This window comes from Candidatus Amarolinea dominans (genome assembly GCF_016704685.1).
In the GTDB taxonomy this organism is placed as follows: domain Bacteria; phylum Chloroflexota; class Anaerolineae; order SSC4; family Amarolineaceae; genus Amarolinea; species Amarolinea dominans.
On sequence record NZ_JADIZS010000016.1, the window covers coordinates 42,500 to 56,734 of the forward strand.

Consider the following 14,235-nt stretch of genomic DNA (forward strand, 5'->3'; position numbering starts at 1 on the left):
CCCGGCAACACCGGGGACGTGATTTTGGTCAACTATACTGCAAGCGGGAATAGACTTCACTTTTCCGCCTACGGAAACAGGCGCAATTCGTGCCCGCTTGCAGTATACGGCTCCAGTTTCAGATGAAATCCACCCTTGACCCAAGCCACCACGGCGCGCAGGTGTTTTTGATCCTGCGCGCTGAGATCCCCATACGTCGCACTCAGTTTGGATAACAAGGCCGTCAAGCCGCCCGCACCCGCGGCCGCGCCGGCGCCGGGCATCAACACGCTCAGCAGGGACGCCAGGCCACCGCTCGTAACCGTTTTGCTCACAATAGACACGGCCAACTTCTTGCCGGCCTCCAAATCAGCCTCGGTGTAGGTTTCAGCCGCATGCTGTGCCAGGTCCTGATCCAGCGTCGAGCCGGTACGCGGCGTTGCCTTGCGGCCTGTGGCGGGACGAGTCGTCGCTGGCTTGGCGGTTGCGCCGCTGCCACGACGCACGCCGCTCGTGCGCGGTCGCGCCGTGGTCTTGGGCTTCGCCGCGCCGGTTTGATCCCCCGCCGCCCTACGCCGCGTTGTCGTCTTCGGCTTGGCCGCGCCGGTCTGATCCTCCGCCGCCTTACGCCGCGTCGTCGTCTTCGGCCCCGCCGCGCCGGTTTGATCCTCCGCCGCCTTACGCCGCGTCGTCGTCTTCGACCCCGCCGCGCCGGTGGGTTTGGCTACTCGCTTGCTACGTGCTTCCGCTCCGCCTGACGCCGTCGCAGATACTTTTCGTCGCGAGGATGCCCTGCGAACAGGCGCCGCCTGCTCCTCGCCCCCATCCATCCCTCCGATATTCGCCGCATGTCCTGTGCCGAGCCTCTCAGTCTCACCCATCACACCAGGGGGGGGTCTCCGGTCTCCGGTCTCCGGTCTCTTCACCCAAACAACCCCGACAGCCGCTGCGTCTCGATGGCCCGCGTCATCATTTCTCCGTTGGCGCGCACCAGGTGGATCAGGCGAGCAAAGCGCGGGTCCTGCGTATGCCCCTGTCGGTAACGAGCATAGATTTGCTGCACAATCACGGCCACCTTGTACAGGCCGAACACCAGGTAGAACAGGGCATGGCCGATCTCGCGCCCACTGGCGGCGGCGTAGGCATCCACAAACTGCTGCCGCGTCAGGTTGCCAGGCAGGGCGGTCATGCCAAAATTGCGCAGTATCTCAGGATCACCGGCCTCCGCCCAGTAGCCGAGGGTGGTGCCCACATCCATCCAGGGGTCACCCACCGTGGCCATCTCCCAATCGAGCACCGCGCGGATGTGCGTCAGGTCGTCTGGATCGAGCACCACGTTGTCGAACTTGTAGTCATTGTGGATGAGCGCGGCGCCGGCTGCGCCCTGGTCTGGCGGCAGATGAGCGCGCAGCCAGGCGCCAGCCTGCGTCATGGCCGGCACATCATCGGTCAGCGCATTTTCATAGCGCCTGATCCAGCCGCTGACCTGGCGTTGGACGTAGCCCTCGGGCCGGCCCAAGTCGGCCAGGCCGGTGGCGTGCAGGTCAAGGCGATGCAAGGCCACCAGGTTATCAATCAGCGCGTGGCACAGCGCGGTCATCTGGCCGGGCGTCAGGCTAAGGCCCGGCGGCAGGCGGTTGCGCAGGATGACTCCGCTGACCCGTTCCATTATATAGAAGGGCGCGCCAATGATACTCAGATCGTCGCTGTAGAGCAGCGGTGCGGGCGCCTTGGGGTAAACGGGCCGCAGCGTGCGCAGGATGCGATACTCACGCGCCATGTCATGACCGGACTTGACGGCCGCGCCAAACGGCGGCCGGCGCAGGACGAGTTGGCGCTCGCCCAGCCGCAGCAAGTAGGTCAGGTTGGAGAAGCCGCTGGGAAATTGTTCAACCTGCAGGACGCTGCCTGCGCCCTGCAGGTTTTGCGTCAGAAAGGCCGCCAGGCGTTCGGCATCAAGCTGTTCACCGGGCCGCACTGCGCGGGCCTCGTCAATCATGGCTCACTCCTTGGGCGCAGCCTGGCTCTCAGGCCAGGATCGAGATGTCAACGCCATAGGCTTTCATCACCTGGCGGGCGACAACGGTCTTATGAACTTCATCCGCGCCGTCGTAGATGCGCGCCGCGCGCTCGTGGCGATACCAGAATGCCAGCATCGTATCATCGGTCACGCCCAGCCCGCCATACACCTGGATGGCGCTATCGAGCACGCGGTTGAGGACATTCGCCACATAGAACTTGATCAGCGAAATATCTACGCGCGCGCCATGCGCGCCCAGGGTCTCGATCCTGGCCGCGGTGTCCATGACGAGCAGCCGCGCCGCGTTGATTTCGGCCCGACGCTCAGCAATGGCGTGCTGCACGGACTGCTGTTGCACGAGCAGCTTGCCCGGCGCCAGTTCGCGGGTGGCCGCGTACGTACACATCAGATCGAAGGCGCGTTCGCAGATGCCAATCCAGCGCATGCAGTGATGGACGCGGCCCGGCCCCAGGCGCTCCTGCGCCAGGGCAAACCCGCTGCCCTCCGCGCCGATGAGGTTGCTGGCCGACACGCGGCAGTTTACAAAGCGCAACTCACTGTGGCTGGCCCAGCCGGCGCCTTCTTCACCCATGATCTTGATCTTGCGCACATGCTCCACCCCCGGCGCGCCGCGCGGCACGATGATCTGGCTGGCGCGCTGGTGCGGCTTGGGCGCCTGCGGGTTGGTCACAGCCATCACAATCACGAAATCGGCGCCCTCGAAGCCAGTCACAAACCATTTGTGGCCGTTGAGCACATAATCGGCGCCATCGCGCGCGGCGGTCGTGCTGAGCCAAACCGGGTTGGAGCCGGCGTGCTCAGGCTCGGTCATAGCGTAGGCGCTGCGGATTTCGCCGCGGGCCAGGGGCGCCAGGTAGGTGGTCTGCTGCGCGGGCGTGCCGTGGTGCAGCAAGAGTTCCTGGTTGCCGATGTCGGGCGCGTTGCAGTTCAGCACATAGTGGCCGAAGGGGCTGCGCCCCAACTCCTCGCTGACCTGGGCAAAGGCGGTCAGAGAAAGGCCAGCGCCGTCCAGGGCGGGAGGCAGGTGCGGCGCCCAGATACCAAGCTGGCGCGCCAGGCGGCGCAGCTCGTCCAGGCGGGGCAGAATGGCGTCAACGCCCGCTTGCAGCATGGGCGCTTCCAGGGGCAACAGGTGTTCGTCACGAAAGGCCCGAATCCGGGCCAGAAAAGCAGGTAGGTCGGTCATAACCACGCGTGATAGCGTCTCCTTTGCAGGCGCATGAATGGGAGGGGCACAACTTCACCAACGATTTTAGCCGCGCCCACGCAGGAAGGCAAGAACATCACCCAACCATCACTTCGCGGCAATTCGTGGCACAAACCAATCGCCTTAACCGCACCAACACAGGGGCGAGTCTTACCGGGTCACACTCAGACCAACAATGCGCTTGACGGCATCTGAGATGTACCTGGCTTCATGCACAAACCGCTCCTTGTATTCCGGGTGCAGGTGGAACCACTCACGGGGCAGCATCGCCCCCTTCTCCGCATTGCACTTGAGACAAGCATGCACCCGATTGGAATCATTGTCTAACACCCGCCGACGAACACCAAATTCACGCCAGCGCGAGATAGGCACGACATGTTCGACCGTGAGATCCTTGTCGCTGCCGCAATAGACACAGGCAGTTTTCGTTTTGCTTGATCTATTCATGGGTACACCTCGTCAGGGCTGCCGATATCGAGCAGGATGATCCTCGGGGGGGGGACCAACGGGGGGGGGGAGGGGGACGGAGAAGGAGAGAGTTCAGTATACACCGGCAGGCCCGGCGACTGCAAGTCGCTGCAACCCCCCCCCCCCCCCCCCCCCCCCTTTTTCCCCCCCCCGCCCCCCCCCCCCCCCCCCCCCCCCCCCCCCCCCCCCCCCCCCCTTTCCCCCCCCCCCCCCCCCCCCCCCCCCCCCCCCCCCCCCCCCCCCCCCCCCCCCCCCCCCCCCCCCCCCCCCCCCCCCCCCCCCCCCCCCCCCCCCCCCCCCCCCCCCCCCCCCCCCCCCCCCTCCCCCCCCCCCCCCCCCCCCCCCCGGCCCCCCCCCCCCCCCCCCCCCCCCCCCCCCCCCCCCCCCCCCCCCCCCCCCCCCCCCCCCCCCCCCTTCCCCCCCCCCCCCCCGCGGCGAAGAACCCGGAAGGCGGGGCCCCCCCCCCCCCTTTTTTCCCCCCCCTTTTTCCCCCCCCCCCCCCCCCCGGGCCCTTTTCCCCCCTCCCCCGAACCCCCCCCCCCCCCCCCCCCCCGCCCCCCCCCGCGCCCCCCCCCCCCCCCCCCCCCCCCCGGCCCCCCCCTTCCTCCCCCCCCGGCCCCCCCCCCCCCCCCCCCCCCCCCCCCCCCCCCCCCCCCCCCCCCCCCCCCCCCCCCCCCCCCCCCCCGCCCCCCCCCCCCCCCCCCCCCCCCCCCCCCCCCCCCCCCCCCCGCCCCCCCCCCCCCCCCCCCCCCCCCCCCCCCCCCCCCCCCCCCCTCCCCCCGACCCCCCCCCTTCCCTTTCCCCCCCCCCGGGGCCCCCCCCCCCCCCCCCCCCCCCCCCCCCCCCCCCTTTCCCCTTTTTTTCGCCCCCCCGGCTGCAAAGCCACTTGCGGGGCTGGGGCATGGATAACTGACGGGTAAACCCAGGCATCGCAACGGTGATTGCGCACGGCGCCCGTTTGCGCCGAAACCATCAAATCTGGGACATAGCCCACCGCGGTGGTATACTTCCGCACAACGGTGCATACGATCCGCCCGGCGCCGGGCGCGGAGGCGCCGCTTGGATGACACGAAAAAGATGGAGAAGAAGATGGAGAAGAAGATGGAGAAGAAGACCATGAGCAAACGAACCTCTCTGTTTAGCCTGCTGTTGATCCTGGCCTGCTGCTCACTGCGTGCAGCCCCGCAACGCCAGCGGCGCAGCCTACCGCCACCGCACAGCCGGCCGCCCCAACAGCCGCCGCCGTCCCCACCCTGCCGCCGCCGCCGGCGCCCGCAGTCACCGATACCCCGGCCGCGGCATCCCCCACCGTTGCGCCGCCCGCCACCAGCGTGGACGTGACCGCCTACAACAACTTGCCCGATCTGAAAGGGCGCAAGATCAAGGCGGTGACGGCGAACGATTTCCCGCCGCTGAACTTCATTGATGGCAAGACGGGCAAGGCCATGGGCTGGGAATACGACGCCATTGCCGAAATCTGCCGCCGTCTCAACTGCACCGTGGACTGGCAGGTCACCTCCTGGGACACGATGATCGCCGCGGTCAAGGCCGGCCAGTTCGACGTGGGCATGGACGGCATCACGATCACGGAGGAGCGCAAGCAGCAGGTGGACTTCTCCGACCCCTACCTGCGCTCGGAGCAGTTCATGCTGGTGCGCGGACGAGACCCGTTTCAGCACGCCGGAGCAGTTCAAGGCCGATCCCAAGCTGTTGATCGGCTCGCAGGCCGGCACCACCAACTTCTACGCCGCGGTCTACAGCGTGCTCGACGGCGACGAGAAGAACCCGCGCATCATCCTCTTCGAGACCTTCGGCGCGACCGTGCAGGCCCCTCATCACGGGCGACGTGGACATGGTGCTGATGGACAACGCCTCCAGCCGCGGCTACATCGGCGCCAACCCGGATAAGCTCAAGCTGATCGGCGATCCCCTGGCCGGCGAAGACTTCGGCTTCATCCTCACCCCCAAGTCCGACCTGCGCACCCCCTTCGACCAGGCGATTGCCGCGCTCAAGGCCGATGGCTATCTCGACTACCTGAGCAGCCGCTGGTTCTTCCTGGCCGATCCGGCCGGCAGTGACGCGTACCATCAACTGCCCGATCTGAAGGGGCGCCAGATCAAGGCGGTGACGGCGAACGATTTCCCGCCGCTGAACTTCATTGACGGCAAGACGGGCAAGGCCATGGGCTGGGAGTACGACGCCATCGCTGAAATCTGCCGCCGCCTCAACTGCACCGTGGACTGGCAGGTCACCTCCTGGGACACGATGATCGCCGCGGTCAAGGACGGCCAGTTCGACGTGGGCATGGATGGCATCACCATTACCGAGGAGCGCGCCAAAGAGGTGGACTTCTCCGCGCCCTACCTGCGCTCGGAGCAGTTCATGCTGGTGCGCGCGGACGAGACCCGTTTCAGCACGCCGGAGCAGTTCAAGGCCGATCCCAAGCTGTTGATCGGCTCGCAGGCCGGCACCACCAACTTCTACGCCGCGGTCTACAGCGTGCTCGACGGCGACGAGAAGAACCCGCGCATCATCCTCTTCGAGACCTTCGGCGCCAGCGTGCAGGCCCTCATCACGGGCGATGTGGACATGGTGCTGATGGACAAGGCCTCCAGCCGCGGCTACATCGGCGCCAACCCCGATAAGCTCAAGCTGATCGGCGATCCCCTGGCCGGCGAAGACTTCGGCTTCATCCTCACCCCCAAGTCCGACCTGCGCACCCCCTTCGACCAGGCGATTGGCAGTATGAAACAGGACGGTTTCCTCGATCACCTGAGCAACCGCTGGTTCTTCCTGTTCGACGCTTCGGCCAAGTAGACCGGAGAGCACAGAGAATAGGTAACTGCTCACCCTGCAGGCCGATTTGGACAGGATGAACAGGATGTACAGGATTCTTGCTCTGTGGTGTGCAAAACTATCGGCACGAGAGTTCGAATATCCTGTCAATCCTGTGAATCCTGTCTGAATTCCAGGCAGACCCAGCAGTGACGAGAATAGACAGGATTGACAAGATGCACAGGATTGCTGGCTGCCGACACCGATCGTTTGGCTGGCGACAGAAAAGGAATCCTGTCCATCCTGTGCATCCTGTTTATGAGGGATTTTAGATGGAACCTGACGCGCGCACTCCCCTGGCCGCACGCTTGCGCCAAATTCCGTATTGGTTGGTGATGACGGTCTTCCTCGGCTTGCTGCTGCTGGGGAGCATCATCACCAATCAAGACTATCACGTCATCTTCACGGCCATTGCCGCGGGGATGTGGGTGACGCTTTACGTCTCACTGATCGCATTCGCGCTCTCGCTGCTGCTGGGGCTGTTGCTTGGCCTGGCGCGGGTGTCCGGGCAACGCTGGGTGCGTGAGGTGGCGTCGTTCTACGTGGAGATCATGCGCGGCGTGCCCATGTTGGTGATTCTGTACTACATCGCCTTCGTGGGCGCGCCGGGGCTGGTGGATGGCATCAATCTGCTGGGCAAGGCGCTGCAAGGGGTCGGCCTGGGCATCCTGGGCGATCCGCTGGCCGGGCTGAGTGTGCGCGGGCTTGACTTCACGGTGCGTTCGATTCTCGCGCTCACCGTGGGCTACAGCGCGTTCATCTCTGAGATCTTCCGCGCGGGCATCGAGTCCATCGAGCGCGGGCAGGTGGAGGCGCGCGCAGCCTGGGCATGAGCTATTGGCAGGCCATGCGTTACATCATCCTGCCGCAGGCGGTGCGGCGTGTCCTGCCGCCACTGGGCAACGATTTCATCGCCATGCTCAAGGACTCCTCGCTCGTCTCCGTGCTCGGCGTGCAGGACATCACCCTGCTGGGCAAGGTCTACTCCGCCAGCACCTTCCGCTTCTTCGAAACCTACAACGTCGTGGCCTATCTCTACCTGGTGATGACGATTGGGCTCTCGCTGTTCGTGCGCTATCTGGAAAAACGGACCCCCGTGGCCGGGCATGACGGCAGCGGACAGCGTCTGCGCTGAGCCATCGTGCGGCAGGCAGTGCCGCGGCAGCCATGAACGCGAAATCAGCCCGCTCAGTTGCCGCTGCCCCTGGCGTACAGGTCAGGCAAATCCACGGGCAGGGCGCCGCGGGCAGACGTCACGCCGCACAGCACGTCGGCCACAGCCGCCAGCGAGGCCGGCGCATCACCGTAGGAGGCCAGGTAAGTCGAGGTGTCTGGAAAACGGAGCAGATCGTACGGCGACTGCAAGGCCACGACGACCAGCCGGGTCTGGCTCAGCGCGTTGACCAGGCGCGCCTGGCCGGGCCGTCCGCGCGCCTCCGCGGTCCCCACCACGACCGCTGCGGCGCGCCGCGCTTGGCGCATGACCTGGTCAATTTCCGCCGCGGTCGGGTCCGCGCTGACCATCAGCGTTTGCACGTCGGGATGACACGCGGCCAGCGCGCGCCCCAGGTTGCCCGCATTCTTGGGCCAGACGACCAGCAGCGCGCCATCGGCCGGTATGGGGAGCCGCGCCTGCTCGTCGCGCAGCAGGGTCACGCTGGCATGGGCAATCTCTTGCGCGGCCGCCAGGTGGGTTGCCTGCCCCAAAATTTGAAGCGCGGCTTGCGGGTCTGTTGGCTGCCAGGCGAACAGCCCGTATTGCGCCTTGACCCGCAAAATGCGCTGCACCGATTCATCCAGGCGGCGACGCAACTCAGGATCGGACTGCACCTGCGCCAGCAAATGACGATAGGCCGGCGCTTGTTCGGCCGGCGTGTGCCCGACGTCGGCCCCAAAGGCCAGGACATCGGCCCCGGCGCGCAAGGCCAGCCCGTCGCCTGGTTGACCCCATACGTCTTGAAGAGCGCGCCCATGGTCAGCGAATCGGTGACAATCAGGCCGTCGAAGCCCATCTCCCGGCGCAGGAGGTCTTGCAGAACCCGGCTGGAGAGGGTGGCCGGTCGTCCGGTGCTGCCTTCGAGCGCGGGGAAAAGCACATGCGCGGTCATGATGGCATCCACGCCCGCGCGAATCGCGGCCTGGAATGGCGCCAGCTCCACGGCGCGCAAATGGGCCATGTCCTGGGTCACGACCGGCAGCCCGACGTGCGAATCAACGGCGGTGTTGCCGTGGCCGGGAAAATGTTTGGCCGTCGCCAGAATACCGGCCGCGATAGGTCTCGATCATCGCGGCGCCAAGCCGGGCCACTTCGTCCGGCGAGGAGCCAAACGAGCGCAGGCCGATGACAGGATTGTCGGGGTTATCATTCACATCGAGCACCGGCGCCAGGTTCATGTTGATGCCCAACGCCTTTAGCTCGCTGGCGGTAACCTGGGCCATCGTGCGGGCCAGGTCGGCCGATCCACTGGCGCCGATCGCCATGTTGCTGGGGAAGTGTGTGGCCGGGGACGGCAGGCGCACGACCGGCCCGCCTTCCTGGTCAACGGCCACGAACAGGGGAACCTGGGCGCCATGCGCGACCGCTTGGGTCTGGGCGCTGTTGATCAGCTCCGCCGCCTGCCGCGCGCTCTGCAGGTTGTCAGCGATCTGAAACAGCACGATGCCGCCCACGTGATAATCGGCAATCATCGTTTTGAGCGCCGGGGAGAGCGTGGGGCCGTCGAAGTAAACCAGGAATAACTGGCCGACCTTTTCTTCCAGGCTCATGCGGGCCACGAGGTCGGCGACCCGCGGCTCCAGGTCGGCTACCGGCGCGGCCGCCGCCGGGGTTGGCGTGTGCAGCGGCGCCAGCGTGACGGTCGGTTGAGGCGGCCTAGGTGAGGCCGTAACGCTGACGGCCGCGGGTGGGGGCGGCGTTGACTGGCGGGTGGGCGCGCACGCGCTTGTCAGGCAAACAATCATGAGCAACGCGGCAGCTTGCACCCACCCTGACCCCTGCTGTCGCCGGTGGTCAGCGTCAGCACCCACGTGATTCTTCCCTAAGCGCACAAACAGACTCCAACATTCTTCACTGGCGATTGAAACTGCAGCGACCATTACTAAGTCGGCCTTCCCTGACTACCCAATCCACCACGGAATACACAGACCACACAGAACACTATTCTTCATCCTCCCTTCCGTGTATTCTGTCTGTTCCGTGGTTCATTCGGCGAAAATCACACCAGTTTCAACACAGCGTAAGGCGTGGTCCGCGCTGCCTTACCGCCGGCGCACGCGAAGCACCGGGCTGATGATGGCCGTCTCATCAGGCAGGGCCGTCAGGCCATTCACCCGATTAGCCTGACTGCTCAGCGCCTGCGCCGAGGCCGGGTTCTGGGTCGCCACCACCAAGGTCTCGTAACTGTAGCCAGGGGTAGCATACTGGGCATCCATCGCCCAACGCCCCGCCGCGTCTGGCGCAATTTCCTTGATCGGGAAGAACCGGCGCCCAAACGCAGTGGAACGCGTCACCAGGAAGGCGCGCTGGCCGGGCGCCAGGCTCGACAGTGTGCCTTTGACCGCTATCGTCTGGCCGACAGCCGCACCATCGGCGGGCGACGTGACGAAGGCGATCCCGTGGGATAGAGCCGTCACGTTGATCACATCGAACGCTTCGACGGCAAACCCCTGCTGATCCTGCGGAATGGCCGCGGCGGCCGGGGGCAGCATCACCAGATCGCAGGACGCGGCTAAGTGGCGCATGCTCACCCGCAGGTAGAGCGTTACGCGGGCGGCCTGCAGCGTTGGGGTGATGCGCACGCGCAAGAAATGTGTATCGTTCGCAGGCCAGGGCTTGTACCACAGTTCGGCGACCGGTCGCTGCACCACCAGCGTTTGCGCAGGGCAGAGGCTGCCGGCCTTCAGCACCTTGTTGCACGGCGACGAAACATCAATCACCCGCGCATTGGGATCGCTATACTTGCAGTCGGCCCAGTCAACGGGCAAAATGCGCACGTCGGCATCCACGACGGTCATGTCCCCGCCGTCGGGCAGGGAGAGCGTGATCGAACCGCCCCCATTGGCCGCGGCGCCGAGGTTGCTGACCTGGATTTCGACCTCGAACGGCTCGCCGGGGACGAAGGTGCCGGGGATACGCACGGCCTCGATGACCGGCAGCGGCTTGGTCTTGGCCTGGGCCAACGCCTGGCTGCGCGCGGCGGCGCGTGCCGCGCTGCGCGCGTCGGCCGTCGCAACGGCCACCTGGTTCCACGCGTCCCGTAGGGCACGCACGGCGGCCGTGGATGTCGCACCGGCATCGGCCGTCGCGGTGGGCGCAACGGGCGTATCCGTGGGTATGACCGGCGTGGGCGTCGCGGAGTTCAGCGCGGGTCGCAGCGTGGACGTGGCGATGGCGCGCGGCGTGTCGGTCGCCACGCCGGCCTGGTTTTGGCCGCGACTGCCGCCGATGCTGACCAGGCCACAACGAGCAAGACGATGGCGGCCGCGCCGATCGCCATCAGCGCCCATCCTGGCGCCGGGGATTTGCGCCGCGCCGCGACCGGCATGGGTGACGACCGCGGTGTCTGGACGACCGGGGCCGGCGCGGCCACCTCGGTGGGCGGCGTTTCCCGTGGCGTAACCAGGGTTGGCGGCGCCGCCACTGTGGCCGGCGACGGCGTCACGACCTGGCCATGGCCGAGCGATGCTTCGACTTCCTGCCGAAACTCATCCACGCTCGCCGGGCGATTTTGTGGCAGCGTCTCCAGGCCGTGCAGCAGCGCCTTCTCCAGCGCCACGTTGAGGCCGGCGTTCAACACCCGCGGGGGTTTCAGCACCTCACCGGCCATGCGCCGCACGCTGTCAGGAGGCGTTTCTCCGGTCAACATCGCATACAGCGTCGCGGCCAGGGCGTAGATGTCCGAACGGTGATCGGTGTGCGCCTGGCCGCCGTACTGCTCCCAGGGTGAAAAGCCGGGCGTCACGCCTTGGGCGCCCGCGATGGTGCTCTGCCCGCCGCCGCCCACCTTGCTCAGGCCAAAGTCCACCAGGAAGGCCTGGCCTTCTGGCGTGACCTTGATGTTCTGCGGCTTGATGTCGCGGTGCAGGACGGGTGGATTCTGGCTGTGCAGATAGGTGAGCGCGTCGCACACCTGGGTAAACCAGGCACCGACCTGGGTCGGCGCCTGGCGCCCGCGTGACGCCAGCAGTTCGGCCAGATTGGCGCCGGCGATGAAGGTCATGACCAGGTATTGCGCGCCGTCGGCCGTGATGAAGTGATCGCTGACCTTGGGCAAGTGGGTGTGATGCAGGCGGGCCAGGACTTTCGCCTCGCGCTCGAACTGGATGCGCGCATCGGCCGTGGCCAGCGTGTTTTCCTTCAACGCCACCCACTGTTCCAGGCGTGTGTCCCAGGCGCGATAAACCGCGCCAAGCCCGCCTTTGCCAAGCAGGGATTCGAGGCGGTAACGGTTTTCGAGCATCGTGCCAGGGGGAGCGGGTTGGATGGGAGAGGCATCAGAACCTCCTGATGGCGTCGGGGCCGGCCTTGTGCGGGCGGTGTGAGTCTGTCGGGGCAGCTAGATTATAGGCGATGGCGTGCGAATCAACAAGCTGGTGTACGCAATCACGTGATCTGCGCGTCATTATTGCTGGTCTTCTGAGCGTAGAGTATAATCCTACGCATGTTTGAGATAACCTTGTCGCCATCTGCGCTCGATGACGTGGCGTGGTTTTCCAAAAGAGAACTATGAAGACGATTCTCGTTTCAGCACGCAAAAAGACGTTGCGAGACTTATTGGAACAAGCATCGAGTGAAAATCTGGTTCTGATGACCGGCGATGGGCGGGAGTTCATCTTGGCCGAGGTAGACAGCTTCGACCGCGAGATCGAGCTGACGCGGCAGAATCAAGCCCTAATGCAGTGGCTCGACGCCAGAGGCCGCGAGCATGGAACGGTGTCATTGGCCGAGGCACGGGTGCGACTTTTAGCCAACTGAACCTGGCAGGGTGCGATCGCAGCATAAGTTTCAGAGGCCGGAAAATGTCACCCGAAAACCGACATCGCAACTGCGGCTGCTGGGGCTGCCGCGGTAGCGGAGCGCGGAGCGTACGTTGTTGCTTCCATTGTGCCAGCTCCCGCCCCGCAGGACTCGACGCAGATCTGTTCTGCTCAATTCCTCGCGGCCATCGCGTGCGTTGTACGGATAGGCAAAATCTGGCTTCTCCCATTGTTGTCCCCACGCACTGCGCGTCCATTCCCACACGTTCCCCGCCATGTCCAACACCCCATAGGCGCTCGCTCCCATTGGGTAACTCCCCACCGCCGTCGTGTCGCCACCGTCCACGCCGAAGTTGCAGCGGCGCCCGTCTGGCGCCTCGTTCCCCCACGGGTAAATCCGCCCATCCGCGCCGCGCGCCGCCTTCTCCCATTCCGCCTCGCTGGGAATCTGCACCCCTGCCCAGGCGCAAAACGCCAACGCATCCATCCAACTCACGCACGTCACCGGATGCTGCCCTTTCTGCTCCACGTCACTGCCAGGCATGCGCGGCGCTCGCCATGACGCATCCTTCACCTGCTTCCACTTCGATCCGGTCCACACGTGACTCCACCCTTCCTTCTCCGCCGTCGTCACGTAGCCCGTTGCCTGCACAAAGACCGCAAACTGCGCCACCGTCACCGGCGCCCGGCTGATTCGATACGCGCCCAAGGTCACCCTGTGCTGCGGCAGCTCATGTTCCGAGGTCTCAGCGTCCTTCTGCTTGTCGCTCCCCATCCAGAACGGTCCCGCGGGAATCTCCACCCAGTCGAACGCGATGCGGGCCGGCGCCGCTGCGGTATGGCTGCGGGGCGCCACCATTTCCAACCAGTGGGCTGCAATGGGGCCAGGTCGCGGCGCCTGCAGCGCAGGGAGAACATCCTCCGCACTGCCCCGTTTTTCGGCCTCGACGGGCGATGTCACCGCCACCGGCCCTGCGTTGACAGCGAACAGCGTCCCTTCGGGCGCGCGCATGGTCAGGACCGGGGTGCCCCATTCCACCGTGTTGCCCACCACCAGGCTCACCGTCTTGCGGCCCTCGCTGACCGCGGCCTCCACGGGCAGCCCATCGGCCACGGCTTCGTAGAAGGCGCGGGCAAATTCCAGCGCGGCCTGGTCTGTGATGACATCCTGCATCGCCAGCACGGCCGGCATTCCCCGCCGCGTCAGGATGGCGGCCACGCTGGAGAAGATGTCGTGTTCGCTGCTGACCGACCCTTCGCAGGCGTTGAGAAGCACCAGGCGCAGGCTGCGCTGGTCGGCCAGCAGCCGCGCCAGTTGTGTGGCGAACAGCGGCTGTGACTGCCCGGTATCGTTGGTCAACACCACGAAGCCCTCGTCACTGGCGCTGTCGAAGCCGCCATGACCCACAAAATGAAAGATGTGCCACGGGCCTGCGCGCAGCGCCTGCTGCAAGGCGCGCACCGTGGATTCGGCAAGCCAGGTCAGGTGTACCTGCCCGCCGGCCTGCAGGGACGCCAGCGCGCGGCCGATGCGCGCCTGTTCCTGCGCCACGTCCAGGGCAGGCAGGTCGCGGGGCGCGGCGACCACGCCCAGGATGCGCAGTGGCTTGACCACGGGCAAGGGGCTGCACGGCTTGTGGCAGTTCCGGGTAGCGAATGATCGGCGTGTTGCGTGACAGGCAGAGGTAGTCGCCCTCGCGGGCGTCGTACAGGTACTCCCAGGGCAAC

At 66.2% G+C, this 14,235-nt stretch carries 12 protein-coding genes and 1 pseudogene; 5 read left to right on the forward strand and 8 right to left on the reverse strand.

Annotated features, from left to right (window positions below; translation table 11 throughout):
• Positions 1-68 precede the first annotated feature (68 nt).
• From IPF85_RS11960 to IPF85_RS11975, 4 genes are all read right to left on the reverse strand, one after another.
• A complete protein-coding gene (locus IPF85_RS11960; protein WP_343408309.1) occupies positions 69-863 on the reverse strand; it encodes a hypothetical protein in 795 nt (264 codons plus the stop codon).
• Positions 864-901: 38 nt separating this feature from the next.
• Positions 902-1,978 (reverse strand): phosphotransferase family protein, encoded by a 1,077-nt coding sequence (locus IPF85_RS11965; RefSeq protein ID WP_343408310.1) that lies wholly within the window; start codon positions 1,976-1,978, stop codon positions 902-904.
• Positions 1,979-2,006: 28 nt separating this feature from the next.
• Positions 2,007-3,206 carry an acyl-CoA dehydrogenase family protein gene (locus IPF85_RS11970; protein WP_343408311.1) on the reverse strand — a complete coding sequence of 400 codons (1,200 nt, stop codon included), beginning with the start codon at positions 3,204-3,206 and terminating at the stop codon, positions 2,007-2,009.
• Between the two features lie 171 nt (positions 3,207-3,377).
• Positions 3,378-3,674 (reverse strand): HNH endonuclease, encoded by a 297-nt coding sequence (locus IPF85_RS11975; protein ID WP_343408312.1) that lies wholly within the window; start codon positions 3,672-3,674, stop codon positions 3,378-3,380.
• 1,080 nt (positions 3,675-4,754) lie between these two features.
• Between IPF85_RS11975 and IPF85_RS11980 the strand changes: the two genes are divergently transcribed.
• The 4 genes and pseudogenes from IPF85_RS11980 (at position 4,755) to IPF85_RS11995 (ending at position 7,666) form a co-directional block, all read left to right on the forward strand.
• Positions 4,755-5,036: a hypothetical protein gene (locus IPF85_RS11980; protein ID WP_343408313.1), complete on the forward strand. Its 282-nt coding sequence runs from the start codon at positions 4,755-4,757 to the stop codon at positions 5,034-5,036.
• The gene (locus IPF85_RS11985) at positions 5,033-5,557 is read left to right on the forward strand and encodes a transporter substrate-binding domain-containing protein (RefSeq protein ID WP_343408314.1); all 525 of its coding nucleotides are present in this window, start codon (positions 5,033-5,035) and stop codon (positions 5,555-5,557) included. Before IPF85_RS11980 ends, IPF85_RS11985 begins: the two co-directional genes overlap by 4 nt.
• Positions 5,548-6,513 (forward strand): transporter substrate-binding domain-containing protein, encoded by a 966-nt coding sequence (locus IPF85_RS11990; RefSeq protein ID WP_343408315.1) that lies wholly within the window; start codon positions 5,548-5,550, stop codon positions 6,511-6,513. The genes IPF85_RS11985 and IPF85_RS11990 overlap by 10 nt, the downstream gene beginning before the upstream one ends.
• Before the next feature lie 440 nt (positions 6,514-6,953).
• Positions 6,954-7,666: pseudogene (locus IPF85_RS11995) on the forward strand (amino acid ABC transporter permease).
• A gap of 53 nt (positions 7,667-7,719) precedes the next feature.
• On the opposite strand, the gene IPF85_RS12000 reads toward IPF85_RS11995, so the two are convergent.
• From IPF85_RS12000 to IPF85_RS12010, 3 genes are all read right to left on the reverse strand, one after another.
• Positions 7,720-8,454: a hypothetical protein gene (locus IPF85_RS12000; RefSeq protein WP_343408316.1), complete on the reverse strand. Its 735-nt coding sequence runs from the start codon at positions 8,452-8,454 to the stop codon at positions 7,720-7,722.
• Between the two features lie 288 nt (positions 8,455-8,742).
• Positions 8,743-9,558, reverse strand: coding sequence for a glycoside hydrolase family 3 N-terminal domain-containing protein (locus IPF85_RS12005; protein WP_343408317.1), 816 nt, complete (start codon positions 9,556-9,558; stop codon positions 8,743-8,745).
• 1,331 nt (positions 9,559-10,889) lie between these two features.
• The gene (locus tag IPF85_RS12010; RefSeq protein ID WP_343408318.1) at positions 10,890-11,990 is read right to left on the reverse strand and encodes a protein kinase; all 1,101 of its coding nucleotides are present in this window, start codon (positions 11,988-11,990) and stop codon (positions 10,890-10,892) included.
• A gap of 266 nt (positions 11,991-12,256) precedes the next feature.
• On the opposite strand from IPF85_RS12010, the gene IPF85_RS12015 reads away from it, so the two are divergent.
• A complete protein-coding gene (locus IPF85_RS12015; RefSeq protein WP_343408319.1) occupies positions 12,257-12,505 on the forward strand; it encodes a hypothetical protein in 249 nt (82 codons plus the stop codon).
• Between the two features lie 30 nt (positions 12,506-12,535).
• Here IPF85_RS12015 and IPF85_RS12020 read toward each other — a convergent pair whose 3' ends face one another.
• Entirely contained in the window at positions 12,536-14,122 is a 1,587-nt protein-coding gene (locus IPF85_RS12020) for an SUMF1/EgtB/PvdO family nonheme iron enzyme (RefSeq protein ID WP_343408320.1), read from the reverse strand.
• Positions 14,123-14,235: the final 113 nt, after the last annotated feature.